Source organism: Afipia sp. DC4300-2b1 (assembly GCF_049895725.1).
GTDB lineage: Bacteria > Pseudomonadota > Alphaproteobacteria > Rhizobiales > Xanthobacteraceae > Afipia > Afipia broomeae.
Genome location: NZ_JAFCSX010000002.1, coordinates 884120 through 909210 on the forward strand (window position 1 = coordinate 884120; position 25091 = coordinate 909210).

The 25091-nt window shown below is 62.8% G+C and carries 32 protein-coding genes; 22 read left to right on the forward strand and 10 right to left on the reverse strand.

Annotated elements, in window-relative coordinates:
• Positions 1–65 precede the first annotated feature (65 nt).
• The 7 genes from ACP7AL_RS11025 (at position 66) to ACP7AL_RS11055 (ending at position 6756) form a co-directional block, all read left to right on the forward strand.
• Positions 66–491, forward strand: a complete 426-nt coding sequence (locus ACP7AL_RS11025) for a winged helix-turn-helix transcriptional regulator (RefSeq protein WP_425991220.1) — start codon at positions 66–68, stop codon at positions 489–491.
• 60 nt (positions 492–551) lie between these two features.
• Complete coding sequence (locus ACP7AL_RS11030; protein WP_024920154.1) at positions 552–1946, forward strand: Do family serine endopeptidase; 1395 nt, start codon at positions 552–554, stop codon at positions 1944–1946.
• A gap of 187 nt (positions 1947–2133) precedes the next feature.
• The gene (locus tag ACP7AL_RS11035) at positions 2134–3474 is read left to right on the forward strand and encodes a replication-associated recombination protein A (protein ID WP_425991223.1); all 1341 of its coding nucleotides are present in this window, start codon (positions 2134–2136) and stop codon (positions 3472–3474) included.
• Positions 3471–4175 carry a tetratricopeptide repeat protein gene (locus ACP7AL_RS11040; protein ID WP_425991225.1) on the forward strand — a complete coding sequence of 235 codons (705 nt, stop codon included), beginning with the start codon at positions 3471–3473 and terminating at the stop codon, positions 4173–4175. Before ACP7AL_RS11035 ends, ACP7AL_RS11040 begins: the two co-directional genes overlap by 4 nt.
• An 88-nt stretch (positions 4176–4263) precedes the next feature.
• Complete coding sequence (locus ACP7AL_RS11045) at positions 4264–5490, forward strand: RluA family pseudouridine synthase (protein WP_024920157.1); 1227 nt, start codon at positions 4264–4266, stop codon at positions 5488–5490.
• 45 nt (positions 5491–5535) lie between these two features.
• Positions 5536–5916, forward strand: coding sequence for a hypothetical protein (locus ACP7AL_RS11050; RefSeq protein WP_425991227.1), 381 nt, complete (start codon positions 5536–5538; stop codon positions 5914–5916).
• Positions 5917–5985: 69 nt separating this feature from the next.
• Positions 5986–6756, forward strand: a complete 771-nt coding sequence (locus tag ACP7AL_RS11055; RefSeq protein ID WP_425991229.1) for an ATP12 family chaperone protein — start codon at positions 5986–5988, stop codon at positions 6754–6756.
• Positions 6757–6761: 5 nt separating this feature from the next.
• Here the strand turns inward: ACP7AL_RS11055 and ACP7AL_RS11060 are convergent, their stop codons facing one another.
• Complete coding sequence (locus ACP7AL_RS11060) at positions 6762–7382, reverse strand: isochorismatase family cysteine hydrolase (RefSeq protein WP_425991231.1); 621 nt, start codon at positions 7380–7382, stop codon at positions 6762–6764.
• Between the two features lie 102 nt (positions 7383–7484).
• On the opposite strand from ACP7AL_RS11060, the gene ACP7AL_RS11065 reads away from it, so the two are divergent.
• From ACP7AL_RS11065 to ACP7AL_RS11085, 5 genes are all read left to right on the forward strand, one after another.
• A complete protein-coding gene (locus tag ACP7AL_RS11065; protein ID WP_425991233.1) occupies positions 7485–8135 on the forward strand; it encodes a TetR/AcrR family transcriptional regulator in 651 nt (216 codons plus the stop codon).
• 51 nt (positions 8136–8186) lie between these two features.
• Positions 8187–9800: a flagellar hook-length control protein FliK gene (locus tag ACP7AL_RS11070; protein ID WP_425991235.1), complete on the forward strand. Its 1614-nt coding sequence runs from the start codon at positions 8187–8189 to the stop codon at positions 9798–9800.
• Positions 9797–10063: an EscU/YscU/HrcU family type III secretion system export apparatus switch protein gene (locus tag ACP7AL_RS11075; protein ID WP_006021030.1), complete on the forward strand. Its 267-nt coding sequence runs from the start codon at positions 9797–9799 to the stop codon at positions 10061–10063. The genes ACP7AL_RS11070 and ACP7AL_RS11075 overlap by 4 nt, the downstream gene beginning before the upstream one ends.
• 384 nt (positions 10064–10447) lie before the next feature.
• On the forward strand, positions 10448–11281 hold the full coding sequence (locus tag ACP7AL_RS11080) for a penicillin-binding transpeptidase domain-containing protein (RefSeq protein WP_425991237.1): 834 nt from the start codon (positions 10448–10450) through the stop codon (positions 11279–11281).
• A gap of 82 nt (positions 11282–11363) precedes the next feature.
• Positions 11364–11765, forward strand: coding sequence for a nuclear transport factor 2 family protein (locus ACP7AL_RS11085; RefSeq protein WP_425991238.1), 402 nt, complete (start codon positions 11364–11366; stop codon positions 11763–11765).
• Between the two features lie 166 nt (positions 11766–11931).
• On the opposite strand, the gene ACP7AL_RS11090 is transcribed toward ACP7AL_RS11085, so the two are convergent.
• Positions 11932–12339, reverse strand: a complete 408-nt coding sequence (locus tag ACP7AL_RS11090; RefSeq protein WP_425991240.1) for a DUF4260 domain-containing protein — start codon at positions 12337–12339, stop codon at positions 11932–11934.
• A 173-nt stretch (positions 12340–12512) separates the two neighbouring features.
• On the opposite strand from ACP7AL_RS11090, the gene ACP7AL_RS11095 reads away from it, so the two are divergent.
• The 4 genes from ACP7AL_RS11095 to ACP7AL_RS11110 all read left to right on the forward strand — a co-directional run bounded on the left by ACP7AL_RS11095 (position 12513) and on the right by ACP7AL_RS11110 (position 15890).
• Entirely contained in the window at positions 12513–14045 is a 1533-nt protein-coding gene (locus tag ACP7AL_RS11095; RefSeq protein ID WP_425991242.1) for an acyl-CoA carboxylase subunit beta, read from the forward strand.
• Between the two features lie 10 nt (positions 14046–14055).
• Positions 14056–14772 carry a hypothetical protein gene (locus ACP7AL_RS11100; protein WP_425991244.1) on the forward strand — a complete coding sequence of 239 codons (717 nt, stop codon included), beginning with the start codon at positions 14056–14058 and terminating at the stop codon, positions 14770–14772.
• A gap of 6 nt (positions 14773–14778) precedes the next feature.
• The gene (locus tag ACP7AL_RS11105) at positions 14779–15090 is read left to right on the forward strand and encodes a hypothetical protein (RefSeq protein WP_425991246.1); all 312 of its coding nucleotides are present in this window, start codon (positions 14779–14781) and stop codon (positions 15088–15090) included.
• Positions 15091–15254: 164 nt separating this feature from the next.
• Complete coding sequence (locus tag ACP7AL_RS11110; protein ID WP_425991247.1) at positions 15255–15890, forward strand: trimeric intracellular cation channel family protein; 636 nt, start codon at positions 15255–15257, stop codon at positions 15888–15890.
• A 30-nt stretch (positions 15891–15920) separates the two neighbouring features.
• On the opposite strand, the gene ACP7AL_RS11115 is transcribed toward ACP7AL_RS11110, so the two are convergent.
• Positions 15921–16382 carry a VOC family protein gene (locus ACP7AL_RS11115; RefSeq protein WP_006021018.1) on the reverse strand — a complete coding sequence of 154 codons (462 nt, stop codon included), beginning with the start codon at positions 16380–16382 and terminating at the stop codon, positions 15921–15923.
• 268 nt (positions 16383–16650) lie between these two features.
• Here ACP7AL_RS11115 and ACP7AL_RS11120 point away from each other — a divergent pair, with 268 nt between their 5' ends.
• A complete protein-coding gene (locus tag ACP7AL_RS11120) occupies positions 16651–16863 on the forward strand; it encodes a hypothetical protein (protein WP_024920168.1) in 213 nt (70 codons plus the stop codon).
• A 47-nt stretch (positions 16864–16910) separates the two neighbouring features.
• On the opposite strand, the gene ACP7AL_RS11125 is transcribed toward ACP7AL_RS11120, so the two are convergent.
• Both ACP7AL_RS11125 and ACP7AL_RS11130 read right to left on the reverse strand, forming a co-directional pair.
• Entirely contained in the window at positions 16911–17384 is a 474-nt protein-coding gene (locus ACP7AL_RS11125) for a hypothetical protein (RefSeq protein ID WP_425991249.1), read from the reverse strand.
• A gap of 947 nt (positions 17385–18331) precedes the next feature.
• Entirely contained in the window at positions 18332–18607 is a 276-nt protein-coding gene (locus ACP7AL_RS11130) for a GCG_CRPN prefix-to-repeats domain-containing protein (protein ID WP_425991251.1), read from the reverse strand.
• A 195-nt stretch (positions 18608–18802) separates the two neighbouring features.
• Here ACP7AL_RS11130 and ACP7AL_RS11135 point away from each other — a divergent pair, with 195 nt between their 5' ends.
• From ACP7AL_RS11135 to ACP7AL_RS11145, 3 genes are all read left to right on the forward strand, one after another.
• On the forward strand, positions 18803–19225 hold the full coding sequence (locus ACP7AL_RS11135) for a hypothetical protein (RefSeq protein ID WP_425991253.1): 423 nt from the start codon (positions 18803–18805) through the stop codon (positions 19223–19225).
• Between the two features lie 93 nt (positions 19226–19318).
• Positions 19319–19672: a hypothetical protein gene (locus tag ACP7AL_RS11140; protein ID WP_425991255.1), complete on the forward strand. Its 354-nt coding sequence runs from the start codon at positions 19319–19321 to the stop codon at positions 19670–19672.
• A 135-nt stretch (positions 19673–19807) separates the two neighbouring features.
• Positions 19808–20074 carry a hypothetical protein gene (locus tag ACP7AL_RS11145; RefSeq protein WP_006021012.1) on the forward strand — a complete coding sequence of 89 codons (267 nt, stop codon included), beginning with the start codon at positions 19808–19810 and terminating at the stop codon, positions 20072–20074.
• Positions 20075–20133: 59 nt separating this feature from the next.
• On the opposite strand, the gene ACP7AL_RS11150 is transcribed toward ACP7AL_RS11145, so the two are convergent.
• The 3 genes from ACP7AL_RS11150 to ACP7AL_RS11160 form a co-directional block, all read right to left on the reverse strand.
• A complete protein-coding gene (locus ACP7AL_RS11150) occupies positions 20134–21132 on the reverse strand; it encodes an alpha/beta fold hydrolase (RefSeq protein ID WP_425991257.1) in 999 nt (332 codons plus the stop codon).
• Positions 21133–21236: 104 nt separating this feature from the next.
• The gene (locus tag ACP7AL_RS11155) at positions 21237–22103 is read right to left on the reverse strand and encodes a hypothetical protein (protein ID WP_006021010.1); all 867 of its coding nucleotides are present in this window, start codon (positions 22101–22103) and stop codon (positions 21237–21239) included.
• Positions 22104–22196: 93 nt separating this feature from the next.
• On the reverse strand, positions 22197–22886 hold the full coding sequence (locus tag ACP7AL_RS11160; protein ID WP_425991260.1) for an ArsR/SmtB family transcription factor: 690 nt from the start codon (positions 22884–22886) through the stop codon (positions 22197–22199).
• Between the two features lie 68 nt (positions 22887–22954).
• On the opposite strand from ACP7AL_RS11160, the gene ACP7AL_RS11165 reads away from it, so the two are divergent.
• Together ACP7AL_RS11165 and ACP7AL_RS11170 are read left to right on the forward strand one after the other, a co-directional pair.
• Complete coding sequence (locus ACP7AL_RS11165; protein WP_425991262.1) at positions 22955–23263, forward strand: NIPSNAP family protein; 309 nt, start codon at positions 22955–22957, stop codon at positions 23261–23263.
• Positions 23264–23356: 93 nt separating this feature from the next.
• On the forward strand, positions 23357–24193 hold the full coding sequence (locus ACP7AL_RS11170; protein ID WP_425991264.1) for an isocitrate lyase/PEP mutase family protein: 837 nt from the start codon (positions 23357–23359) through the stop codon (positions 24191–24193).
• A 59-nt stretch (positions 24194–24252) separates the two neighbouring features.
• Here the strand turns inward: ACP7AL_RS11170 and ACP7AL_RS11175 are convergent, their stop codons facing one another.
• Complete coding sequence (locus ACP7AL_RS11175) at positions 24253–24669, reverse strand: hypothetical protein (protein WP_425991266.1); 417 nt, start codon at positions 24667–24669, stop codon at positions 24253–24255.
• Positions 24670–24781: 112 nt separating this feature from the next.
• Positions 24782–25021 carry a hypothetical protein gene (locus tag ACP7AL_RS11180; RefSeq protein ID WP_425991268.1) on the reverse strand — a complete coding sequence of 80 codons (240 nt, stop codon included), beginning with the start codon at positions 25019–25021 and terminating at the stop codon, positions 24782–24784.
• Between the last annotated feature and the right edge of the window lie 70 nt (positions 25022–25091).

Sequence of the window (25091 nt, forward strand, 5' to 3'; positions counted from 1 at the left end):
GATGTTTGCAAGTACTGTCATTTCAGGGATATAGTCACCGTTCGGATACCAATGGATATATCCCAATGAAACGACAGGATTTCGGCTGCGCTCCGGGCTGTTCGGTGGAGGTCACGCTCGATCTGATCGACGGCAAGTGGAAGGGAGTCATCCTCTATCACCTTCAGGAGGGGCGGCTGCGCTTCGGCGAACTGCGCAAGAAGCTGCCGAGGATCACCCAGCGGATGCTGACCAAGCAGCTTCGGGCCCTTGAGGAGGATGACCTGATCGTCCGCAAGGTGTATGCGGAGGTTCCGCCGCGGGTCGACTACGAATTGTCCGAGACGGGCCAGCGGCTGCGGCCGGTGATTGATGCCCTCAAGGCGTGGGGCGATGCCAATCGCGCCCGGGTCGATGCCGCATTGGAAAACAAGGCTGCGGGAGCAAGGAAAGGCAAGGTGCAGCCGGACACCGCGAAGCGTCCGTCGAGGCTGCCGCAACCCGCTGAATAGTGATTTCTCCCGCCACCCCGGCGTGGCTGTATCTTTGGCATCAAGTTCAGGACTGTTTTCATGATCGTTATCCGTGCGCTTTCCGCGCTTCTCGTCTCGTCCGTTTTGGCCGCGCCCGCGCTGGCGCAGGATCGCGTGGTGCCCCAATCGCCGGCGCAACTTCGCTTTTCCTATGCGCCGATCGTTCAGCGCGTACAGCCGGCAGTGGTGAACGTCTACGCCGCCAAGATCGTGCAGAACCGCAACCCGCTGCTCGACGATCCGGTGTTTCGCCGTTTCTTCGGCGTGCCGGGCAATCAGCCGGAACAGATGCAGCGCTCGCTGGGCTCCGGCGTGATGGTCGACGCGGCGGGTCTCGTGGTCACCAACAATCACGTCATTGAAGGCGCCGACCAGGTGAAGGTTTCGCTGTCCGACAAGCGCGAGTTTGAAGCCGAGATCGTGCTGAAGGACAGCCGCACTGATCTGGCAGTGCTGCGCCTGAAGGACGTGAAGGAAAAATTCCCGGTGCTCGAGTTCTCGAACTCTGACGATGCGCTGGTCGGCGACGTCGTGATCGCCATCGGCAATCCGTTCGGCGTCGGACAGACGGTGACCCACGGCATCATCTCGGCGCTGGCGCGCACACAGGTCGGCATCACCGACTATCAGTTCTTCATTCAGACCGATGCGGCGATCAATCCCGGCAACTCCGGCGGTGCATTGGTGGACATGACCGGCAAGCTCGTCGGCGTCAACACCGCGATCTTCTCGCGCTCCGGCGGCTCGCAGGGCATCGGCTTTGCAATTCCGGCCAACATGGTGCGCGTGGTCGTCGCCTCGGCCAAGGGCGGCGGCAGTGCGGTGAAGCGCCCATGGCTCGGCGCGCGCCTGCAGGCTGTGACACCCGAGATCGCCGAAACGCTCGGGCTGAAGCGTCCGGCCGGCGCGCTGGTGGCGAATATCTCCGAGGGAAGTCCGTCGGCCAGAGCCGGATTGAAATTGTCCGATCTGATCGTGTCCATCGATGGCCAGGTCGTCGACGATCCGAATGCGTTCGATTACCGCTTCGCGACGCGTCCGCTCGGCGGCACCGCACAGGTCGAGGTGTTGCGCGGCGGCAAGCCGGTCAAGCTTTCGGTCGCGCTGGAAACCGCGCCGGACACCGGCCGCGATGAGATCGTCATCAAGGCGCGTTCGCCGTTCCAGGGTGCGAAGATCGCCAACATCTCGCCGGCGCTGGCGGACGAGCTGAAGCTCGACAGCAGCATCGAGGGCGTGGTCGTAACCGATTTGCCTGACGATGCCATCGCGACGAATGTCGGATTCAAGAAGGGCGACGTAATCGCCGTCGTGAACGGTCAGAAGATCGGCCGGACCAGGGATCTCAACAAACTCGCCACCGAAGGCTCGCGGCTCTGGCGCATCACGGTGATCCGCGGCGGCCAGCAGTTGAATGTCGTTCTCGGGGGATGATGATTATCGAGGCGCTTCTCCTGACCTCGCCCCGTTCTTGCGGGGAGAGGTCGGATTGCCATAAGCGCGTTTACGCGCGTCTTCGACCCGCTATGGCAATCCGGGTGAGGGGCTTTTGCTTGTTGCCGAGTTGCCACTTACCCCAACCCTCTGCCTGTAAACGGGGAGAGGGAGAAGAACTTGCCCTATGAACGCGAAGCGACCGCAGCCTTCCGCAAACCTCTTCGCCGCAGCCGGCATGGAGCAGGACGCACCGCGTCCGCTGCCGGACAAGCTGCGCCCGCGGACGCTTGCCGATGTGGTCGGGCAGGATCACATCCTCGGTCCGGATGGCGCGCTCACGCGGATGCTGGAGACTCGTACGCTCGGCTCGTTGGTGTTCTGGGGGCCACCCGGCACCGGCAAGACCACGGTGGCGCGGCTGCTGGCTGATGCGACCGAACTGGAGTTCGAGCAGATCTCCGCAGTGTTTTCCGGCGTCGCGGATTTAAAGAAGGTGTTCGATGCAGCCCGCGCCCGCCGCGAGATGGGCAAGGGCACGCTGCTGTTTGTGGACGAGGTGCATCGCTTCAACCGTGCGCAGCAGGATTCGTTTCTGCCGGTGATGGAAGACGGCACGGTGGTTCTGGTCGGCGCCACCACGGAAAACCCATCCTTCGAGCTCAACGCGGCGCTCCTTTCGCGCGCGCGGGTGCTGGTGTTTCACTCGCTTGACGTTGCGGCGGTGGAGAAGCTTTACGCCCGCGCTGAAGAGGTCGAGGGCCGGAAGCTGCCGCTCGATGCGGAGGCCCGCGCCGTGCTGGTGCGGATGGCGGACGGTGACGGCCGCGCCGCGCTGACACTGGCGGAGGAAGTCTGGCGTGCCGCGCGCCGGGACGAGATGTTCAACGCCGCGCAGTTGCAGGACATTCTCCAGCGCCGCGCGCCGATCTACGACAAGTCCGCCGACGGCCATTACAACCTGATCTCCGCGCTGCATAAATCCGTGCGCGGCTCGGATCCTGACGCCGCGCTCTATTATCTCGCGCGCATGCTGGACGCGGGCGAGGACCCGCTGTTTCTGGCGCGGCGGGTGGTGCGCATGGCGGTGGAGGATATCGGGCTGGCCGATCCGCAGGCGCTGGCGATCTGCAACGCCGCCAAGGACGCCTATGATTTCCTCGGCTCTCCCGAGGGCGAACTCGCCATCGCGCAGGCGGTGATCTATCTCGCGACCGCGCCGAAATCCAACGCCGGCTATATGGCGTACAAGGCCGCGATGCGCACGGCAAAGGAGGGCGGTTCTCTGCTGCCGCCGAAGCACATCCTCAATTCACCGACCAAGCTGATGAAGTCCGAAGGCTATGGCGGCGGCTACGAATACGACCACGACACGCCGGACGCTTTCTCGGGGCAGGATTACTTCCCGGAAGCGCTCGGCCGCCAGACGTTCTACGATCCGCCGGACCGCGGTTTCGAGCGGGAGATTCGCAAGCGGCTCGAGTACTGGGCCAAGCTGCGAAGAGAGCGAAAGGGCCGGAGCGAATGAGCGCCTTCAGCAAAACGGCTCGGACGCTCGCCGTGCTGGCCTCATTGACATGGGCTGGCATTGCGGCCGCCCAGACCGTTGAGGTGGCGCCCGGCGTTCAGGTCACGAAGAAAACCTACTCCGCGCCGATCAACGAGCAGCCGTTCTATGGCTTTGCCGAGAAAACGCCGGAGCTGCGCGCAACCGACGAACGCTTTGTGTCGGCGCTGACTCAGGCCGCCGGGACACGGCAGAGGGCGTTTGAGGAAACCACCCTGCGCGGCTGGAGGGCGCTTGGCGCCGGCAACACCGCCGAGGCTGCGCAGCGGTTTAATCAGGCGTTTCTCCTCGCTCCCGAACAGAGCGGCGTTTATCACGGCTTCGCGGCGGTGGTTCAGGTCCGCTTCAACGATCCCGCGTTCGCGGAGGAGTTGTTCAAGATTGCGCGAAAGCAGCCAAATCCGCCGAAAAATCTCAATGCCGATTACGGGCGGTTTCTTCTGATCGCCAGGCGCCCGGGCGATGCACGGCCGGTGCTCGAACAGGCCATCATCGATGCCCCCAATTTCGGCGACGCGTGGTCCAATCTTGCCTTCGCGCGAATTCAGAATGGCGACCGCACCGGCGCGTGCGCCGCTGCGGACGAGGCCGCCAAACGGAATCCGTCAGTCAACGCGAGCCGTGATCTCGCGCTGCTTAAAAGCAATGCGCAATGCAAATGAACGATACCGAATCCCGACGTCTTGAATTTGAATGGCCGACGGCTCGCCTTATCGAGCCTGAATGCGGCCCGAGCAGGAAAGTTAAGTCATGAGCCGCCGCGCCAGAAAGCCTCTCGCGAAGAAATCCGAACGCGGCAACAAGCGCGGCGTGAAGCGCTCCACCGACAAGCGCGGGTCGGGCAAGCCGTCATTCGGCGGGCCGGATAAACGCCCCGGCAGCAAGTTTCCGCCGCGCCGCCCGGCCGCCGAGTTTTCGGCGAAGCCAATGCGCGAGCCGCGTCCCGAGCCGGTGAGGGAGGAGAAAGCGGCACCTCCGCCGTTGCCGACCAAAGTGCAGACCGTTGTCGTCACCGCCGACGAGAACAACATGCGCGTCGATCGCTTCCTCGAGCATCGGTTCCCCGGCCTGTCGTTCTCCCATATCCAGCGCATCGTCCGCAAAGGCGAGCTGCGCATCAACGGCAAGCGCGCCGACAGCAAGGACCGGCTCGAGGAAGGCCAGAGCGTGCGCATTCCGCCGCTCAAGCTCGACACGCCGAAGGTTGGCGGTGAACTGTCCGAGGCTGCGACCAAGACGCTCGAAGATCTGCGCAAGATGATTCTGTTCGAAGACGCCGACGTGATGGTGCTGAACAAGCCCGCCGGTCTCGCGGTGCAGGGCGGTTCGGGCATGACCAAGCATGTCGATCAGATGCTGGAAGCGATGCGCGACGCCAAGGGTCAGAAGCCGCGTCTGGTCCATCGTCTCGACCGCGAAACGTCCGGCTGTCTTTTGATTGCCAAGACGCGCTTTGCAGCGAGCGCATTGACCGGATCGTTCCGCCATCGTTCCGCGCGCAAGATCTACTGGGCGCTGGTGGCGGGCGTGCCGAAGCCGAAGCAGGGGCGCATCTCGACCTATCTCGCCAAGGAAGAGAGCGAGGAAGATTCCATCATGCGCGTCGCCGCCCATGGCGACGAGGGTGCGGCGCATGCGGTGACGTATTATGCCGTGGTCGAGGCCTCGGCGCAGAAGCTGGCCTGGGTGTCGCTGAAGCCGGTGACCGGGCGCACTCACCAGTTGCGCGCGCACATGGCGCATATCGATCACGCCATCGTCGGCGATCCGAAATACTTCAACAAGGAAAACTGGGAACTGCCCGGCGGTATCCAGAAGCGGCTGCATCTTCTGGCGCGGCGGATCGTGATCCCGCATCCGCGCGGCGGGTTTATCGACGTCACCGCGCCGCTGCCGCCGCATATGCTGCAATCGTGGAACCTGCTCGGCCTCGAGGCCGACCGTTTCGATCCGATCGAGAACGCGCCGGAGGAGTGATCACGCGAGGGTGATGCTCTTGCCGCTGATGTCCGGGGTAACGATATGATCGTGATGAACAGAACCGCATTCGCAATCGTGCTCGCGCTGTCCGCGCCTGTGTCCGGCGTCGCGCACGCGCAGCTCTATCCGCCGGGCGGCGTTGGCGCGCAGCCTGTCATTCCGTTTCCGACCGCGCCACCGGCGCCGCCGCCACCGCCGATCGTGGTGCCGACCGTGCCGCAGATGAATTCGCCGCCGCCGTTCGCATTGCAGAACACGACGCCGGGTGTGGTGACGCAGGACACGCCGCCGAAGCCGGTGCTGAAGCGCGACCACCGTCCGTCGTTCAGCGACCGGGTCGCGCGCTGTCTTGACGACGGCGCGGCGTGGGGGCTTAACCCCAATCAGCGCGCGGCGTATTCGCGCCAGTGTGCAAATCAATAGGGCATGACCCCGAAAAGTGGAGACCGGTTTTCGGACAAGGTCATGCCCAGAAGATCAAAAGGCTAGTGGATGCGCGAACTGTTCGACGAAGTTGCCGGCAAGTCGCCGCTCGATCCGCGCGAGGCGTCGCGCAAGTCATCGCGCACGCCGCTGCGCAAGCGCTTCTATACCAGCGCGGGCGTGGCGGAAGGGCCTGAGGGTTTTACGGTGACGCTCGACGGCAAGCCGATCCGCACGCCGGGGCGCAATCCGCTGGCTGCGCCGACGCGCGAGCTCGCCGAAGCGATGGCCGCGGAGTGGGACGCCCAGGCCGACAACATCGATCCGATGTCGATGCCGCTGACACGGCTGGCCAACAGCGTGATCGACGGCGTCGTAAAGGACGTTCAGGCCGTGGCCGACGATGCTGCGAAGTACTTCGAGACCGATCTTTTGTTCTATCGCGCCGGTTTTCCCGACGCGCTGATCGCGCGGCAGGCCGAGCACTGGGACCCGGTGCTGCGCTGGGCTGCCGATGATCTTGGCGCGCATTTTATTCTCGCCGAGGGCGTGATCCATGTGACGCAACCGGAGACGGCGGTTGCGGCTGCGCGCAGCGCCTTGCCTGCGGATGCGTGGCCGGTCGGCGCGTTTCATGTCGCGACCACGCTCACCGGCTCGGCGCTGCTGGCGCTCGCGCTCAAGCACGGTGTGCTGGATGCGGCGCAGGTCTGGGCGGCGGCGCATGTGGACGAGGACTGGAATCGCGAGAAGTGGGGCGCCGACGAGGAAGTCGACGCCCGCCGCGCCTCAAAGTTCAGGGATTTCGAGGCCGCGGCAAAGGTGCTCAGAACGCTCTGAGCAATTCATACTTTCATGGCGCCGACTAACTCGTCCGTGGTCAGAATGGCGTGGGCATAGGTCGGACCATTGATGTTCATGGCCGCATGCATCGCCTCCGGCGTGCGCGCCGCAGTTGCGTCGCGAACGAGGGTGACGTGATAGCCAAGCTCCATCCCGATGCGCCCCGTCGCCTCAAGGCATGTATTGGCGAGCAGGCCGACAAGGATGATCTTCTCCTTGCCGCGCCGTTTGAGCTGGATATCGAGGTCCGTGTTCGGAAAGCCGCTTGATGCCCAGTGCTCGGTCGCGACAACGTCGCCCGGCTGCACCTTGAAGTCATCGTGAAATTCGCCGCCCCATGTCCCCTTGGCGAAAATCTGCCGTTCCATGCCGGAGAGCTGATAGGGCGTGGCATTTTTCCAGTTCTGAAGATCGCCCGCTTCCCAGCGATGATGCGGGACGTGGAAAACGGTGATGCCGGCCTCGCGTGACGTTTTGACGATGGTGCGCAGATTGTCGAGAAGCTTCAGTTCGGTTGCCATCGTCTTCACCATGGGCCACAGCTTGCCGCCTTCGCTGAGGAAGTCGTTGTAGAAATCGATGCACAGGAGCGCCGTGGTCTTGGGATCGTACGACTGGGGCATCGGAGAAACCTTGCTTTTGGCCGGGGGGCGGTTAATTAGCGTATTATCAACCTCTATTATATAAATAGAGTTCAATCAACATCTATTATCGGAAATCGCCAAATGGGTCGATCGAGCAGGCAACAGGCGGAAGAGAACCGCGAGCGGATCGTGAAGGTCGCCAGCGGGCTGTTCGCCGCCAACGGCGTCGGCGCTGTCGGTATCGCGGACGTTATGAAGGCTGCGGGAATGACGCAGGGCGGCTTCTACAAGCATTTTGAGAGCAAGGACGCGCTCGCTGCCGAGGCTTGCAGTTTTGCGTTCGCCGGTGCGGCCAGGATGTGGCGGCAGGTCGCGGAAACGGCGCAGCACGCGGGGCGCGATGCGCCCGGCGCGATCGTCACATACTATCTCGATCCCAAGCCGCCCGAAATGACATGCCCGATGGTAACTTATGCGCCGGACGCCGCGTCCGCTCCCGGTGAGCATCCGCTGAACGCCGCTTACAGCGCAGGCGTCCGCGATCTGTTCGACACCTTCTGCGAGCTTTCCGGGCCAGGATCGTCCGATGCGTCTCGGGATCACGCACGCATGCAGTTCGCGGCCATGGTGGGCTCCAACATGCTGACGCGTCCGTCGCGCGGAGCGGGATGGCTCACCCGATTCAGGCAATCCATGAAAACGAACTTGAACCCCGGTGGCCAGGCCAAAGCGGGCCGGAATACAGCGCGGACCGTGGATCGCGCCCGGCAGAAACCGGAGAGGGGCAGTTAACAAAGGGTTTACGACGCTGGTCTAGCTTGGCGGCCGAACAAGGCCTCCATCATGTCGATCGCCATTAATCCCGTGTTTCCGGTCGTCGCTGCCCAGGGCGTAGCGGCGGGCGTGGCGTTGCAGCCGGGCACCGTGATCGATGCGACCGTGCTCAAGCAGCTCGACGCCAATCTGGTCCGCATTGCGATCGCGAATCTGACAATCGAAGTCCTCTCCGAAGTGCCGTTGCAGCCCGGCCAGGCGCTGCAACTGGCGGTGTCGCAGACGCCGCAGGGTGTGCGGCTTCAGATCGTGCCGGGCGAGGGCGCCGCGCCGTCGTCCGTGGCCACGGCATCAGCCGGTGCGGCGAAGGCCGATACCGTCAGCGTGCCGAAGGCCGATGTGCCGGTGCAGGCCGCAGCCGCAGGCCGCGTGCTGACCAATCTCGAAGCGCTCGCCGTGTCGGCCGCAGTGCAGGGCGCCGCCGCACGGCAGGGCAGTCTCTCGCCGCTGTTCGCAAATCTTGGTGTTGCGGCGTCGTCACCGGCGCTGCCGCAAACGCTGCAACAGGCCGCCGCGCAACTGCTCGCGCAGCGCATCCCGCTCGGCGAGAATCTCACCGGCGATGCGCTCAGGACCGCGTTCCGCAATTCAGGTCTCTTCCTCGAGCAAAGCCTCGGATCATCGCAGGCTTCCAATGGTCCCGACCTCAAGGCCGCGCTGATCGTCTTCCGCCAGACCGTGGCGTCGTGGCTCGGCACCGCGCCGGCGCAGGAGGCCGCAGCGTCGCCGCAGCCGACAAACCTGCCGCCGTCCGCAGCGCCGCCATTGTCGCCGGAGATGGAAGCCGGTGACATCTTGTTGCCGCAGGCTGCCGCGCGCATCGCCGAGGACGCCGCCGAACTCGACGGCAAGGTCCGCATCTACGCGCCGAACGAACCGCTGCCGACGGCGGCCAACCGCGCAGCCACGGCCAGCGCCGGGCTCACGGCACTCCAGGAAGTGCTGCAGGCATTTCCGAAAGGCGTGCAGGACGAGGTCGCAAAGCTTCTCAATGCGGAAGCGCATGCCGGTGTGACCCGCATGCCGGGGAATGACGATGCGATCGCGCGCACGAATGTGCCGCCGCCACCGTTCCGCGGTTCGGAAACATCCGCACAGCCGGTCGCGCTGCCATCGCTCGCGCCCGACGATGCCCCGGCGACGGTCGCGCATCGGCTGATCGAGGATACCGACGCCGCATTGGCGCGGCAGACGCTGTTGCAGGCGGCTTCGTTGCCGCTGGATGTGCCCGGCGCGCGCAACGATCCGACCGCGCCGCGCTGGAATTTCGAGATTCCGTTCGCCACGGCGCAAGGCACGGCGGTGGCGCAGTTCGAGATTTCGCGCGATGGCGCAGGCAGCGAAGCCGAAGCGGCCAGCCGCGCCTGGCGGGCGCGCTTTTCACTCGATGTCGAGCCGAGCGGGCCGGTGCACGCGCTGGTGTCATTGAGCCATGGACGAACGTCGGTGCGGATGTGGGCCGAGCGGCCCGCGACGGCGGCGCAACTGCGCATCAATGCGCCGCAACTGTCGCATGCGCTGCGCGAAGCGGCGCTTGAGCCGGGCGACATCGTGATCGGCGAGGGCGCGCCGCCGAAGTCCGCTCCGCCCCCGGCCGGACATTTTCTGGATCGCGCGCTGTGAGCATCGATATCAAAAACCGTCTCGCGGTCGCGCTGCACTACGACAAGAAGGGTGCGCCGCGCGTCGTCGCCAAGGGAAAGGGTACGCTCGGCGAGAAGATCATCGAGATCGCCAAAGAGAACGACATTCCCATTCAGGAGAATGAAGTGCTGGCGGGCGCGCTGTCCAATGTCGAACTCGGCGACGAGATTCCCGCCGAGCTTTACAAGGGCGTCGCGGAGGTGCTGATTTTCGTCATGCGGCTGACGGGACGGCTGCGCTAGCCGAACTTAGCGCAGAAGCTTACGCATTCGACGCATGCTTCGCGCGCCACTTCGGACCCGGACCGCGCATATAGTGGTCCTCCGGGCGATACCGTGTGGCATATCGGCCGCCCAACAGCAGGGCTGCAAGCAGTTGGCTGAAAAATTTCATGTCCGCACCTATCGAGCGTTCAAGGAAACAGGTGCGCTGTCAGCCATAGGAAATCGAGATCGTTCGCCGCCCGAAGTTATGTATTTCCTATATAAAGGGATGTCCGGATGGTGTTCGGTGCCGCGTGAATTCGGCCCCGCTCGTCAAACCGATTTACGACTGCCGCCCTAGTAAGGGCGTGATTTTTTCGGAACACGTTCCGGCCTTCGAAATCGTGCCTTCAGGAGCTTCCCTTGCTGTCCCGCCGTCATGTTTTGTCGCTTGCCGCCGCTGCGGCCGTTATCCCGGTACCGGCATTCGCCACTGGCGTGCCGCGATACGAAGTCCGCAAGAATCTGCAGAAGTATTTCACCGACGACGGCACCGTTGGCGCTTTCGCGGCATTCCGGGCCGACGATCAGCATGTCATCGCCAGCGACAACACCCGCGCCCGCGAGGCTGTCCTTCCGGCGTCCAGCTTCAAGATTGCCAATTCCGTCATTGCGCTGGAAACCGGCGTCGTCGCCGATCCGGACAAGGACATCTTCAAGTGGGATGGCGTGACGCGCAGCATCCCCGAGTGGAACAAGGATCACACCATGCGGACCGCCATCGCGGCCTCTGTGGTGCCGGTCTATCAGCAGATCGCCCGGCGCATCGGCAAGGAGCGGATGCAGACGTATGTCGATGCGTTCGAGTACGGCAACCGCAACATCGGCGGCGGCATCGATCGCTTCTGGCTGACGGGTGACCTGCGTATCTCGCCGCTGGAGCAGATCGCATTCGTGGACAAGCTGCGGCGGCGGACGCTGCCGGTGTCGAAGCGCGCGCAGGATTTGACTGCCGACATTCTGCCCGTGACGAAGGCAGGCGACAGTGTCATCCGCGCCAAGACGGGTCTGATCGGCGTCGATGACAGGACAGCGGTCGAGGGTGTGAAGGCGAGCCTCGGCTGGCTGGTCGGCTGGGCCGAGAAGGGCAGTGCGCAGACCGTGTTCGCGCTCAACCTCGATATCCGCGAGGACAGGCACATCGCCAGCCGCATGAAGATCGCGCAGCAATGCCTCAGCGACATAGGAGCCATCTGACACTTTGTCCGGTTTCGCGCTCGCGCGAAACCGGCTAGGCTCGTGGCAATCCAAAAGAATAATGAGCCAAGGGAGTGAGTTGATGTCCTCTTCAGCAGCCGCGAAAATTGCGCCGGCCTCGTCGTGGAAAGATCTCGCCACGCGTTACAACGCTGCATGGAACGCCCACGACGTTGCGGCGATCATGGCGTTTCATGCCGACGACACCAGCTATCAGCGCCACGGCAGCCCGAAGGTCTACAAGGGCAAGGAGTCGGTCGCCGAGCAGTTCGGCAAGGATATTTCCGGATTGCCGGGAATCAAGTTCGAGCCGGTCGCGCTCTATGGCAGCGACGATCATTTCGTCTCGGAATCGATTCTCACCGCAACGAAGCCCGACGGTACGCCGGTGACCATGGAACTGGTGGACGTCATTACGCTCCGCGACGGCAAGGTGGTGCACAAGTCGAGCTACTTCGTGCCGAGCCGTCCGCCGAAGGCGTAACGCGCGCGCGTTGCTCTTTACCTCGACCCGTCTACGGGAGAGGGAGTGGTCGTTTGAGCCGCGATCTCTCCACCGTCATCATCGGGCTTGTCCCGGTGATCCCATTGGTGTGGCACGGTGCCCGAATAATCGGGATGGCCGGGACAAGCCCGGACATGACGGTCAGTTATCCCGCGTCCTTCCCGATCCGCCCCAGATGGGTGAACGTGAACCCCGCGTCGTATTTCAGGCCGTAGCCGAGCGCGCGGTCGATCCCGATATGCGCGCACCAGATCAGCGACAGGTGCATCGCCAGCGCCGAGGGCATGACCATGGCGAAGATGCCGAGCAGCATCGGGATGATCGCCGCATGGGCGGCGTTATATGCGGCGGCTCCCGTGCGCGGACCGGCGAGATAGCCCAGAAAGCTCAGGTCCGGCGCCAGCAGCAGGAGGGCGAACATCCACCAGGAGCCCTCGAAATAGCTGTAAAACACCATGCAGGCGGCGGCGAGCGCCGCGCCCTCCAGCCGGAGCAGGGTGCGGACCCCGCCGGTGGCGCTGCCTGGGGCCGGGGTCGTCGTGGTCTCGGTCATGGCTTGCGAATCCCTGTAAAGGACGCCTTTTAGCACGCGCCACAGGCCAGCCAGACCCGCCATTTTCGGGGCAGCAGGGCCATTTTCTCCCGCCCAAACAGCGTGCTAGAAAGCTGCCCAACCATCCAAGAACGGCGGCGTCCGCCGCCCGTGAACACACCGGGACGAAATCCATGAAGCATATCCTCGAAGCACTCGATCAACGCCGCGCGGGCGCAAAAAAGGGCGGCGGCGACAAGCGCATCGAGGCGCAGCACGCACGCGGCAAGCTGACCGCCCGCGAGCGCATCGAGCTGCTGCTGGATAAAGGCTCGTTCGAGGAATTCGACATGTTCGTCGAGCATCGCTCGGTCGAGTTCGGCATGGACAAGACCAAGATCCCCGGCGACGGCGTCGTCACCGGCTGGGGCACGGTCAACGGCCGCACCACCTTCGTGTTCGCCAAGGACTTCACCGTGTTCGGCGGCTCGCTGTCGGAGACCCACGCGCTGAAGATCACCAAGCTGCAGGACATGGCGCTGAAGGCGCGGGCGCCGATCATCGGCCTCTATGACGCGGGCGGCGCGCGCATCCAGGAAGGCGTCGCGGCGCTGGCGGGGTACTCCTATGTGTTCCGCCGCAACGTGATCGCCTCGGGCGTCATCCCGCAGATCAGCGTCATCATGGGCCCGTGCGCGGGCGGCGACGTCTATTCGCCGGCGATGACCGACTTCATCTTCATGGTGAAGAACACCAGCTACATGTTCGTCACCGGCCCGGACGTGGTGAAGACCGTCACCAACGAAGTGGTCACCGCGGAAGAACTCGGCGGCGCGAGCGTGCACGCGACGAAGTCATCGATCGCCGACGGCGCGTTCAGCGACGACGTCGAGACGCTGCTCCAGATGCGCCGGCTGCTGGACTTCCTGCCGAGCAACAACACCGACGGCGTGCCGGAGTGGCCGAGCTTCGACGACATCGAGCGCGTCGATGAATCCCTCGATACACTGATCCCGGCCAATCCGAACCAGCCTTACGACATCAAGGAACTGATCCTGAAGGTGGTGGACGAGGGCGATTTCTTCGAACTCGCGGACACCTTCGCAAAAAACATCGTCACCGGTTTCGGCCGCATCGCGGGCAAGACGGTGGGCTTCGTCGCCAACCAGCCGATGGTGCTGGCGGGCGTGCTCGACAGCGACGCCTCGCGCAAGGCCGCGCGCTTCGTCCGCTTCTGCGACGCCTTCAACATTCCGATCGTCACCTTCGTGGACGTGCCGGGCTTCCTGCCGGGCACCGCGCAGGAATATGGCGGTCTGATCAAGCACGGCGCGAAGCTGCTGTTCGCCTACAGCCAGTGCACCGTGCCGCTGGTCACGGTGATCACGCGCAAGGCGTACGGCGGCGCGTTCGACGTCATGGCGTCGAAGGAAATCGGCGCGGACATGAACTACGCCTGGCCGACGGCACAGATCGCGGTGATGGGCGCGAAGGGCGCGGTGGAGATCATCTTCCGGCAGGACATCGGCGACGCGGAAAAGATCGCCGCGCGCACCAAGGAATACGAAGACCGCTTCCTGTCACCGTTCGTCGCCGCCGAGCGCGGCTATATCGACGACGTGATCATGCCGCACTCGACCCGCAAGCGCATCGCCCGCGCGCTGGCGATGCTGAAAGACAAGCACGTCGATGTGCCGATGAAGAAGCACGACAATATTCCGTTGTGAGGGAATATCGGTGAAAACGGACGCAGCCGTATTACTAGATTTAATTAAAGAAATGAGTGCCGCAGTTCCGGCGAATGCAGATCCAACCTATGGGGCATTACATGCTTTTAATAAATCTCAACAAGGAGAATTCGACGTTATCGTAGTTGTTAACGATAGCTGTGGTCGCCTTCGAAGGTTTATCGATCTGATCCCCGATACGACAGACGTTCACCGTGGGGCGTTTCTTTCGGCAATAAAGGCATTTGAGAATAATTTCTCGCTCAAAAATATGGGTTTGCCGTGGAAACAATTTCTCGGCAACATTCAAACGGCAACGCACACACAGGCGCTACATTTTCTAGATTACATGATCCAATCGCAGAGTTTTTGGAAAGGTCGACGAGTTGAGGTGGACGATGCGATGGAGTTGCTTGGGTTGCTGGAAGCCTTTTTGTCGGAGCTTCAAGTTCCGGATTTTATCCGAGGTATTTTACTGAATGACATTGCTAAGCTTCGCGTTGTTCTTGCGAACTATGAAAAATTTGGTGAACAAGATTATTGGGATAAGTTTCAGAAGCTAACGGGTCTATTTGGTTCAATCTATACGACGCTGGACGAGAATGCTCGACAGCAAGCCACTCCTATTATGCAACGTATGATCCAGAGGGTGACAGGTGGGCTCTCGATAAGCGCGGATGTCGCGCAGCTTGCCACTACGGCGTTCGCGCTGTTGCCTAGAGTTTGAGGTATTATGCCCCACATCCTCGTTGTCCGCGCCACTGTCCCCGATGAATCCAAACGCGCTGCGTTCGATGCGTGGTATTCGCGCGAGCATCTGCCGGATGCCGTGAAGTCGTTCGGCTCAAAGCGCGCGTGGCGCTACTGGCTCGCCAACGATCCTGCCGTGCATCTGGCGATGTATGAATTCCCGGACCGCGCGTCGCTGGATGCCGCGGTAGGCGGGGAGGAGATGAAGCGGTTGATCCGCGATTTCGACCGCGACTGGCCGGATGTGAAGCGCACGCGCGACATCATGGTGCAGGCGGAAAGTTGGCCTGCGTAATTCACTTTGTCATGGCCGGGCTTGTCCCGGCCATCCACGTCTTTCTCCTTCCGGCAAGTCCAGTCTGGATCCCCGCCTTCGCGGGGATGACCGGGAGCGTAGAGCGGCAGGCGTTTCGCGGCTCCCGTCCTGCGCCCGCACCGGAACTATGCTACCCCTCCGTCATGGAGCCCGCAGAATCGGTCCTTTTCATCTTCGGTCTGTTCGCCATGGTCGCCGAGGCCATGACGGCGGCGCTGGCGGCCGGGCGGCGCAAGATGGACTGGTTCGGCGTCGCGATGCTCGGGTGCATCACCGCGCTCGGCGGCGGTTCGCTACGCGATGTGCTGCTCGGGCATTATCCGCTGCTCTGGGTGAAATATCCCTCGCTGCTGTTCCTGACCGGCGGCGCGGCGCTCTTGACCATCGCGCTGGCGCGCGTGGTGCATCGCTTTCACACTCTGTTTCTCGTGCTCGATGCGATCGGGCTCGTTGTCTTTACCATCATCGGCTGCAACGTTGCGCGGAGCATGGGGCATCCGGTGACCATCGTGGTGGTGGCGGGGATGATTACCGGATGCGCCGGCGGCGTGCTGCGCGATATCCTGTGCACCGAGGTGCCGCTGCTGTTCCGCAGCGAGCTTTACGCCAGCGTCTCGTTGATGACCGGCGCGATCTATGTCGCGGGCACGCATTTCGGCACCGAGCATGTCGCGGTGGTGATCGGCTCGGTCGCCTTCGGCCTTACGTTCCGCCTGCTGGCGATCCGCTACAAGTGGGAAATGCCGAAGTTCATCTACGAGCGCGAAGGGCCGCACTGAGCGTCCGGCCCGCGCCCGGTGCAGGGCCGCTTACGCCGCCTTGCTGCGCTTCCTGAGTTCTTCCTCCGCGCGCTTTTTCAGGTCGCCGGCGCTGACGTCCTCGATATGCGTGCTGACAAACCAGCTATTGCCCGCGGGATCTTTCACGCCGCCGGAGCGGTCACCGTAGAACTGGTCCATCGGCTCCATGATCGAGGTGGCGCCGGCCCTGATGGCTTTCTGGTAGGCGGCGTCCGCGTCCGGCACATACAGATAGAGCATGACCGGCGAAGCCTTGGCGTGTTCGGACGAGTCCGCGATCATGACCATCGAGTTGCCGATTTTCAGCGTGGCGTGCATCACGGTGCCGTCGGGCCGCTTGGTCATCTCGTGCAGCAGTTCGGCATCGAAGGCTTTCTTCAGAAAGCCGATCACCTTCTCCGCGCCATCGACAATGAGATACGGCGTGACGGTGTGGAAGCCTTGGGGAATGGGGTTGACCTTGGAAGCCATGAGCAAACTCCTCGTTTGGAAGAAGAATGACGAGAACAATCCGCGCCCGGACATGATCCGGCAACCGGCTGCCGCGCCTGGTCATGGCGGGTTGCCGGCGGGAGCTTCGTCCGCAATTGCGACGGGACCATGAACGGGCCGAACCGTGAGCAACGCTGCTGCGTCACAGTGGCGCGATTGAGATTAAATTGTGCCGCGCGATTTGTTCCAGGAAACTTTCAGGGAGCCTGCGCGTTTATGTGGCATGTCATCACGCAAGCCACCTCCCATGATCAATCAGCCACCTGCCGATGGCAGCAACATGCCCCGGCAGATGGTGTCGCGCGTCGAACTGGTGGGGCCGAGGCAGCCGACGCCTTATGACAAGGCGCTGTGTGCGAAGGCGCGGGGCGATGCCCTGAAAAAGCAACGCGAAGCGCTGGGCGCGTCCATGGTCATGAAAACCGGCGCGTCGCATCCCGGGCGCGGAAAGACGTCCTGAAGCCGACGCACGCACTGCGGGGCAACTCCGGTTCGATTCAAATTCTCTCAAGTTTTCCGCATGCGCGCCGTTAGACCGGCCACGATCTGTATCGTCACGCCAAGCAGCCAGCCGAACGCGAGCAATGACGATGTCGCGGTGGTTGTATCGGCGTCGGTCACGATGGAATACACCGATATGAAAGCCGTTATGGCGGCGAGAAAGGTTCCAGCCGAGCTCAGAAGCTCGACGGGGTCGGTGGACGGCGGAGGTTCGTCGGCGCGTGCGCGTGCCAGATGCAGCCTGGCGTTGCGGTGAGGGGGCACATCGATCCCGAGATAGAACCCGATTGCACCAAGAATCATCAGGGCGAGGCTCATGCTCACGGAGCCCAGCGCATCGACGCGTGCGTTGGCGACATGCGCGGCCACGAACAGGCCGCACGACGCGCCGGCCATGGACAGTCCGACGCGTTCGATGACATGAGCGAACCGGCTGGTCCGGGAACGGTATGTCCGGTGGGGGATGATGCTGTCTGCCATCTGTACCAACCACGGAACCGCGAAAGGTTCCTTCAGCATCGTGAAAAATTGGCGGGGCCTGTTTAGGACCGTCCGGCGCGGGTCGGAAGATACCCATTCGATACCTCGCGGATTGACAATTCCCGCAATTGGATTATATTCCTATTCGTCCTGCCCCGTTATGAGGGGCGTTTCGCGATCGTCACGATACGCGGGGCGGGATGCGGTGGCGCGGCAGCGTCAGGCAGGAGCGAGGGTCGCAGGGCGCAAGCCCGGATCGCGCGCACGCACCCGCAAGGGCGTGCGCAACATCCGGAGGCGTGTGAGCGATGCAAGCGACGGCAGACGAATCACGCTGTGCGCGCCGGCCCAAGTCGTGTGGTCCCGACGCCCGAAGCTGGCGTCAGTCCGGCAGAGAGCCGCTTCCAATCGGAGGCGGAAACCCTCAGCAGGGATGCGGTGACGTAGCATCGTCCACCGGGGAGAGCACGAAGCAAGCCGGAGCCCCACCGCGTGCGGAACGCCGGATGCAAACGGCGTGACCGTGGCGACTACGCTCGTGTGCTTTTTACCTTTTGCACACGGGGCTGCGGATGCGCTCGCGCATCCGGCGTTCCGCGCGCCCTCATTCAAGGGCGAAGCGATCAAGATTTCGGGCGCCCCCGCGCCGTCACAACAACAGGGGTGATCGCGCGTGGCTGTTGGTGGCGCGGGATTTCTTTGGCGCGAATCGGGCAAGCCCCACGCGCGCAGGCTGTTTGAATCGGTGAATCTGGGATGCAGCGGATCGTCATCCTGAGGTGCGAGCGCTTGCGAGCCTCGCAGGATGACAACGACGCGAATCGTGCATCCTTCGAGGCTCGCCGCAAACGCGGCTCGCACCTCAGGATGACGCGGGCAGGCGGGGACGACGAGAGAGCAAGAAAAACCCCGCCGAAGCGGGGTTTCGATAGCGCGGGGCGGAGTGCTTACCACCAGGTGCGGCAAACGCGGCGGCCCGGGGCCCAGGAGCGGCATGAGCGCACCACGCGAGGACGAACAACCGGCGGACGAACGACGACGACGCCACGGTTGGCGCGACAGCCGCCATATGGACCGCGGTGAAAGCCGGGGCCGCAACCGCCGGCGACCTGAATCACATCGGCGGAGGCGCCCGACGCGGGAGCCACAGGCATGGCGGCGCTGGCGGCGCCGAAGCCGGCAACGGAGGCCGCGAGGAATGCTGCTGCGAACAATGTTTTCATGGGGGTCCTTCCTTGGGTGATCAAATCGCGATGCGTTTCGGAGCGGCCGGGGCTGGCCCGGGGCACCGAAGATTATTCGCCGACAGTCGCCGACGGTGGCACAGTATTCTCTCGAATATTGACACAAGATGAACCGAATGTGGCCCGGTTGCGACCACTCACAAGGCATTCCGCCTGAGGCAGGGACTGACTTTCATGAAGACATTTATCTTATCGGGATTGCTGATGTGCGCCGCGGGCGTGGCCGTGGCAGCCGATGTCACCGCGATCTGCAAGCTCGGGGACGACAAGCGTACCGTGACAGTTGCGTTCACAAATCCCGAATCGAAGACGATGCAGTGCGAGGTCAATTGCGATATGGCGCTGCCCGGCGGGTTCGGGACGGTGGTGTGTGTCAAGCCGGTGCCCGGCGGCGCTAAAGATCAGGTGATGTGCACCGACGTAAGCAAAGGCAGCGCAGCCTGGGTCCGCGTCAAGGGCACCGAGGTCAATTGCCGCGATCCGAATGGAACGCCGGTCACACCCGCCGACGACAAGGCGGAGGAAGAAGAATCCGACGCGCTGATCAAAAGATTACAGAAGCAGGGTCAGGATTTCATCGACCGGCAGAAGAAATAACCCCTATCGCGAACGCGACGCCTGAAACGGTTCAGTTTCCATTCATGCGCGCTGCTGAATTCTGCTGTCGGGCAGAACATCAGAGGACGCACCATGGATCGCCGCGTTTTTCTCAAGTTCGCGTTTGGTGTCGCTGCCGCAGGTGCAGCCACCATCGCAGCCGCTCGCGCCGCACCGCTCGCGCCGCAAGCGCTCACCGGCACTCCGATCGAGCCGGATCAGCTTCCGCAAAATGCCGTCGCCAACGACGACGACCTGAACGAAGCGCAGGTCGAGCAGGTCCGCTGGGGCCGGCGCCGTGGCTGGGGCCGTCGCCGATGGGGATGGCGCCGCCGCCGCTATTGGGGTTTCCGCCGCCGCAGATACTGGCGCCGCCGCAGATATTGGGGATGGCGCCGCCGCCGTCGCTTCTATCGCCGCCGGTACTGGCGTCGCCGTTACTGGTGATGACGTACCTCATGCGAGGAGATGCGTCTGCCCGGGACAAAATTATTGAAGCTGCCAGGGAACGATCACGCTTCACTGCGTTTGTCCTTCTTGCGGGACATTCGGTGCCGTAAAACGTTCACAAGGAGATAGTTGATGGAACGTCGTAATTTCCTGAAATTCGCGTTCGGTTTCGCCGCCAGCGCTGGAGCTATCGCCGCGGCGGCAACTGCCGCAAGCGCCGCTCCGATGCTGGCCCCGCATCAGGATTTGATGAATGGGCCGAAGCCCGAGCCCGATCTGAGCGCCAAGCCCGCTGTTGCCGATCAGGACGATCTGGCGCGCGCCACACCTGAGAATGTGCAATGGCGCCGTCGCCACTGGCGTCGGCATCGCCGGCGGTACTGGCGCCGCCGCTGGTAATCAGCGGTTGAGCTGACGGACCCCGGCTTCAACGAGCCGGGGTTTCGTTTTGTCGCCGTCTATTTCGCGAGGAAGCCCAGCATCAGTTCATTGAACTTCGATTCGGCTTCGAGAAAGACCAGATGCCCGACGTTCGGGATCACCTCGGCCTTCGCGTTCGGCATTTTCGCCGCCAGCGCTTTGGCGAGATCGGCGTTATGTCCCATTTTCGGCCGCAGCGCCTCCGGAGCATTCGGCTTGCCGGGCGCATTGTGATCGTCTTCGCCCATGACGAACAGCGTCGGCCGGTCGATCAGCGGGATTTCGTGCGCAACCGGCTCGCGATAGATCATCTGTGCCGAATTGACGAAGGCGCGCAGCCAGCGCGGATATTCGGATGAGCCCTTGATGTTGAAGCGGGCATCGATGAAAGGCGTGATCGCCTCGGGCGGCAGCTTCAATGAGTAGTTGCTGACGAGCTGCGTCCGGTACCCGTCCGCGGTCAGCTTGTCTTCGTTCTCGAGAATTTTTTCGGTCGGCGTCGGCGGCACGTAGAGCCGGTAGTCCTCAAGTCCGATGGGAGCGGCCAGCAGCAGGCGGGAGACGCGGGAAGGGTAAGCGCGGGTGATGCGGACGCCGAGCATGCCGCCGAGCGAATGCGCCACGATGTCCACCTGCTGCAGTTGCAGATGATCGAGCAGCGCGATGGTGTTACGCGCCAGCGTATCGAAATGCAGGTCGAAGGCCGGCTTGGAGGATTTTCCAAATCCGATCTGGTCGGGCACCACCACACGATAGCCCGCGCCGGTTAGCGTCTTGATCACCGGCGCCCAGTAGCTCGATGGAAAGTTGCGGCCGTGCAGCAGGAGTACGGTGCGGCCGTTCGGTGTCGCTGGCGCGACATCCATATACGCCATACGGACCTGCTCACCCTCATTGGTGAGAGGCAGCATGTTGACCGGGTAAGGATAGGCGAAGCCTTCGAGGCCGATGCCGTAGGGTTCCTTCGCGACAGGCTCGGCCGCGTGCGCGGCGGTGAGCGACAGCATTGCGAACGGCAAAAGGTATAGCGATCTCATGAGACTCTCCCGGATACGGGCGGCACCGTTAGCGCCGTCGGGTATCCGGGTAAAGCACGTCGCGTTCTGCCCTCATGACAATGCCGTGAGGGCAGAAAGCGATGTCAGAGTTTCGGCGCGTTTCCGAGCGGAGTCTTGTTGAGCGCCTCGTTCTTCTCGGCGGCGAAAGCGTCGGCATCGATCTTGGCGGCACTTATGATCTGCTTGAAGTCGATCAGCGTGAATTCAGCCTTGCTGACGCGATCCGGCGTGATGCCGGGAAAAATCTCGACGGAGACGAGGGCATCGCAATTCGCCGCCTTGGCCTCGGTGACAAGCTTGTCGAGCGTCTTTTCCAGCGCTTGCGCGCGTTTCAGCTCCGCGACGCAGCTTCCGCGTCCATTGGCATCGTTGAGCGCCACGGCAGCTTTGGGATTGAGCGGTGCGTTGAGTGCCTCAAGCGCGGAAGCAGGGGTGTATTTCTGCTTCACCGACATCACCTTGCCGGCCTTGTAGAAGTAATACATGCGGCCGTCGCCGATCGCGGTCGGCTGACCGTATTTCGCGGTGACCCGTTCGATCATCTCGGCCTTCGACGGTTGCTTCTCGGCGGAAAAGCCGAGAACGCGCGAGATGTAATAAGCGCGGTTGGCGCTGGCCGGAGAGGAAAACACCGCCAGCATCGATTCACCCGGATGAGTGCTGGTGGGGGCGAGGGTGAACTTCATCGCGGTGACATAGGTCACGTTGGTGCCGCCGAATTTCTGCTGGGCGGTTTCCGGCTTCACACCCGGCAGGTCCTTCAGATAGGCCTCGAACAGGGGCGAGGCCTTGCTGCCCTCGGTGCTGCTCGACAGGCCGACGATGTCGGGTTGCAGCTTCGGGGAAAACGCGGTTTCCGGCACTTTCGGCTTGATCTCATAGGCCCAGCCTGTCGCCGGAAAGGTAACCGAAGACAGCGCGACAAATGCGATTAACCCACAGCGAAACATGGAACACCTGCTCAGAAATGAAGGAAGTCAAAGCGCAATGCGCGGCGAATTACGCCAATTTTTGCGCGTGTGTGTCAACACCGGATTGTTGCATTAATCATTCTTCGTGCCGAACAGCGCCGTGAACCGGTCGGCGCCCTTGGGCGAAAACGTCACGACGCGATTGCCCTTTTCGCGCCTGGCCCATTTCAATTCGTAAAGACGCGACAGAATCGCTGCGCCCAGCGATCCCGCAAGGTGACTGCGCCGTACGCTCCAGTCGAGGCAGGTCTTGCAGAGCGGGCGGCGGGTTCCGTCGAGTGCCGACAGGTCGATGCCGAAATCGGCGACAAATCGTTCGCCCTCCGGCGTCAGCGTTACGTTGCCCTTGTGCGTGCGCAGGAGCTTCTTTTCGGTCATGGCGTCGAGCATCTGGACGCCGAAATCGCCGGCGAGATGGTCGTAGCAAACGCGGGCGCGCCGCAATCCCGGGTCCGCCGGTCCGGTCCTGACCCGCAGATGGCCGGCGCGGGCGGCGAGGCCCATCAATCCCTCCAGCACCGCAGCGACATCTGGACCCGAAAGGCGGAAATAACGATGACGGCCCTGTTTTTCGGGAACGACGAGGTGACCCGCTTCGAGTTTGGCCAGATGCGAACTCGCGGTCTGCGGCGTGATGCCGGCTTCCTGCGCAAGTTCGGTCGCGGTGAGCGCGCGGCCACTCATCAGCGCCGTCAGCATGTTGGATCTCGCGGGGTCGCCGACAAGCGATGCGATCACGGCCATGTCCGGTCCTGCTTTCATACTTCGACCTTAATCGAAGCATTCGCGGCAGGCAACGGATAGCTTGCGGTCAAGACAAGGAGCGTCTCGTGACAATTACCGTTTTCATCCGCTACCAGCTTGATCCGTTCAGGCGCCATCTGTTCGAAGCCTACGCGCAGCGCTGGCTCACGATCATTCCCAAGTGCGGCGGCGATCTGCTCGGCTACTGGATGCCGCACGAGGGCACCGACAACATCGCGTTCGGACTGATCTCGTTTCCAAGCCTCGCGGACTATGAGTCCTATCGTGCGCGGCTCAGAGCCGATAGCGAAGGTATCGCCAATTTCAACTTCGCGCAGGAGCATAAGTTTATCCTCTCGGAGGAGAGGACTTTTTTGCGACAGGTGCAGGGCTGACACCGCCCAGGGGCCGATTGATTTCACATCGCATCAGCGGCATCGTCCGATGTAGCAAAGACACAGAAAACAAACTTGCTGGGAGAATGACCAATGCCGGTTTCGACAGCGCAGAAGCGCGCGGACTTCAGGAAACTCCACGAGAGCGGATGCTTCGTGCTGCCCAATCCATGGGACGTGGGTAGCGCACTGTTGTTACAAGGAATGGGCTTCAAGGCGCTGGCTTCGACAAGTTCGGGCATGGCCTGGTCGATCGGCCATTCCGACAACAACGTGAATCGCGATCATGTCCTGGCGCATCTGAAGACGCTGTGCGACGCCACGGATTTGCCGGTGAATGCCGATTTCGAAGCGGGGTTTGCGCACGATCCGGCAGGCGTGGCCGCGAACGTCGCGCGTGGTGTTGATACCGGCGTGGCCGGATTGTCGATCGAAGACTCGACCGGCGATGTGTCCGCACCTCTCTACGAGATGACACTTGCAGTGGAGCGCATGCGCGCGGCCCGCGCGGCGATCGATGCAAAGGGCGGCGACGTCGTGCTGGTGGGGCGCTGCGAAAGCTTTCTGGTCGGGCAGCCTGATCTCAAGGCGACCATCGCGCGGCTGGTGGCCTATGCGGAGGCCGGTGCGGATTGTCTCTACGCCCCAGGCATCAGGACCAAAGAGCAGATCGCAGCGGTCGTCAAAGAGTTGGCCCCGAAGCCAATCAATGTCCTGATGGGAGGTCCGGGACTGACCGTTGCCGAACTCACCGACCTTGGCGTGCGGCGGATCAGCATTGGCGGTGCGCTGGCACGTGCAGCGTGGGGAGGATTTCTTCGCGCCGCGCGAGAGATCGCCGAGAAGGGATCGTTCTCCGAGTTGGCTCATGCCGTGACGCATGGGGAGATCAATGGCTTCTTCATCAAGGTGGCGAAGGATCGGAAATGACGGAACGAAAAAGAGCGGGCATCCGCGAAGATGCCCGCCCTGACGTTCAGCCTTCGTGATTAGTTACTTGACGGCGCGCCAGCCGGAGCGTTGTTCTGCTGCGGAACTGCCGGAGCAGGGTTGTCAGCTGCCGGTGGAGCAGCCGGCCGTGCGGGGCTCATTGCAGATCCGGTGGTCTGGCCAGCCGGAGCACGAGGCGCCTGAGCGGTGCCGGCCGCCGAAGGCGAGGCAGGTGTTGTCTGTGCGGTCGGGGTCGCATCGGGTGATGTGCTTGACGAATTCAGCCCGTAGAATACGACGCCGAGAACGGCCACCAATGCGATCGCGAACAATGCGATACGCCCGCCGTTCGCAGGACCTTCAGCCAGTTCCGGATCCGCCTGAAGTTCGTTATCAATTTGTTCCGTTCGGCGGCGAAGCACATCATCGTTCGTCGCGGCGCTGTAGGGATCGTTGGGATTGCGTTCGATTGCCATAAATTCAATCCTCCAGTCGTTGCATCTGGACAGACAATCACCCGATGCTGGGGACGTTCCCGGCGCCGGGCGATGATGGGCCAAGAATCTCGGATTGCAGGTGCTCGGGTAGTCATCGGGCGCCCGTACCCGTCGTCTGGCCTGTCGTTATTGCACTGTTGTTCGAGACATCATGCGGTGCGGGGTTCATCCGCGCGAGTGCGACGGCGAGCACCACAAGGAGCGCGATGCCAATCAACGCCTTGACCGGTTTGCCTTGCTGATACGCGAACTCCTCGCTCGCCTGAGCAGGTTCGTCGGAGACACCTTTTTTGCCGTCCGACATCCAGTCGCTTCCTGACATGCGATTCATGATGCACATCCTCCGCTCTGTGACCCGTTGAGATCAGGTCTTTGTATGTCGGGGGCAACGGCCTGTCCGG

Bases quoted from the DNA above. Each gene is read 5' to 3' on its own strand.
- ACP7AL_RS11025 (WP_425991220.1), top strand. From the start codon at position 66: ATGAAACGACAGGATTTCGGCTGCGCTCCGGGCTGTTCGGTGGAGGTC.
- ACP7AL_RS11030 (WP_024920154.1), top strand. From the start codon at position 552: ATGATCGTTATCCGTGCGCTTTCCGCGCTTCTCGTCTCGTCCGTTTTG.
- ACP7AL_RS11035 (WP_425991223.1), top strand. From the start codon at position 2,134: ATGAACGCGAAGCGACCGCAGCCTTCCGCAAACCTCTTCGCCGCAGCC.
- ACP7AL_RS11040 (WP_425991225.1), top strand. From the start codon at position 3,471: ATGAGCGCCTTCAGCAAAACGGCTCGGACGCTCGCCGTGCTGGCCTCA.
- ACP7AL_RS11045 (WP_024920157.1), top strand. From the start codon at position 4,264: ATGAGCCGCCGCGCCAGAAAGCCTCTCGCGAAGAAATCCGAACGCGGC.
- ACP7AL_RS11050 (WP_425991227.1), top strand. From the start codon at position 5,536: ATGATCGTGATGAACAGAACCGCATTCGCAATCGTGCTCGCGCTGTCC.
- ACP7AL_RS11055 (WP_425991229.1), top strand. From the start codon at position 5,986: ATGCGCGAACTGTTCGACGAAGTTGCCGGCAAGTCGCCGCTCGATCCG.
- ACP7AL_RS11060 (WP_425991231.1), bottom strand. From the start codon at position 7,382: ATGCCCCAGTCGTACGATCCCAAGACCACGGCGCTCCTGTGCATCGAT.
- ACP7AL_RS11065 (WP_425991233.1), top strand. From the start codon at position 7,485: ATGGGTCGATCGAGCAGGCAACAGGCGGAAGAGAACCGCGAGCGGATC.
- ACP7AL_RS11070 (WP_425991235.1), top strand. From the start codon at position 8,187: ATGTCGATCGCCATTAATCCCGTGTTTCCGGTCGTCGCTGCCCAGGGC.
- ACP7AL_RS11085 (WP_425991238.1), top strand. From the start codon at position 11,364: ATGTCCTCTTCAGCAGCCGCGAAAATTGCGCCGGCCTCGTCGTGGAAA.
- ACP7AL_RS11090 (WP_425991240.1), bottom strand. From the start codon at position 12,339: ATGACCGAGACCACGACGACCCCGGCCCCAGGCAGCGCCACCGGCGGG.
- ACP7AL_RS11095 (WP_425991242.1), top strand. From the start codon at position 12,513: ATGAAGCATATCCTCGAAGCACTCGATCAACGCCGCGCGGGCGCAAAA.
- ACP7AL_RS11105 (WP_425991246.1), top strand. From the start codon at position 14,779: ATGCCCCACATCCTCGTTGTCCGCGCCACTGTCCCCGATGAATCCAAA.
- ACP7AL_RS11110 (WP_425991247.1), top strand. From the start codon at position 15,255: ATGGAGCCCGCAGAATCGGTCCTTTTCATCTTCGGTCTGTTCGCCATG.
- ACP7AL_RS11115 (WP_006021018.1), bottom strand. From the start codon at position 16,382: ATGGCTTCCAAGGTCAACCCCATTCCCCAAGGCTTCCACACCGTCACG.
- ACP7AL_RS11120 (WP_024920168.1), top strand. From the start codon at position 16,651: ATGATCAATCAGCCACCTGCCGATGGCAGCAACATGCCCCGGCAGATG.
- ACP7AL_RS11125 (WP_425991249.1), bottom strand. From the start codon at position 17,384: ATGGCAGACAGCATCATCCCCCACCGGACATACCGTTCCCGGACCAGC.
- ACP7AL_RS11130 (WP_425991251.1), bottom strand. From the start codon at position 18,607: ATGAAAACATTGTTCGCAGCAGCATTCCTCGCGGCCTCCGTTGCCGGC.
- ACP7AL_RS11135 (WP_425991253.1), top strand. From the start codon at position 18,803: ATGAAGACATTTATCTTATCGGGATTGCTGATGTGCGCCGCGGGCGTG.
- ACP7AL_RS11140 (WP_425991255.1), top strand. From the start codon at position 19,319: ATGGATCGCCGCGTTTTTCTCAAGTTCGCGTTTGGTGTCGCTGCCGCA.
- ACP7AL_RS11145 (WP_006021012.1), top strand. From the start codon at position 19,808: ATGGAACGTCGTAATTTCCTGAAATTCGCGTTCGGTTTCGCCGCCAGC.
- ACP7AL_RS11150 (WP_425991257.1), bottom strand. From the start codon at position 21,132: ATGAGATCGCTATACCTTTTGCCGTTCGCAATGCTGTCGCTCACCGCC.
- ACP7AL_RS11155 (WP_006021010.1), bottom strand. From the start codon at position 22,103: ATGTTTCGCTGTGGGTTAATCGCATTTGTCGCGCTGTCTTCGGTTACC.
- ACP7AL_RS11160 (WP_425991260.1), bottom strand. From the start codon at position 22,886: ATGAAAGCAGGACCGGACATGGCCGTGATCGCATCGCTTGTCGGCGAC.
- ACP7AL_RS11170 (WP_425991264.1), top strand. From the start codon at position 23,357: ATGCCGGTTTCGACAGCGCAGAAGCGCGCGGACTTCAGGAAACTCCAC.
- ACP7AL_RS11175 (WP_425991266.1), bottom strand. From the start codon at position 24,669: ATGGCAATCGAACGCAATCCCAACGATCCCTACAGCGCCGCGACGAAC.
- ACP7AL_RS11180 (WP_425991268.1), bottom strand. From the start codon at position 25,021: ATGAATCGCATGTCAGGAAGCGACTGGATGTCGGACGGCAAAAAAGGT.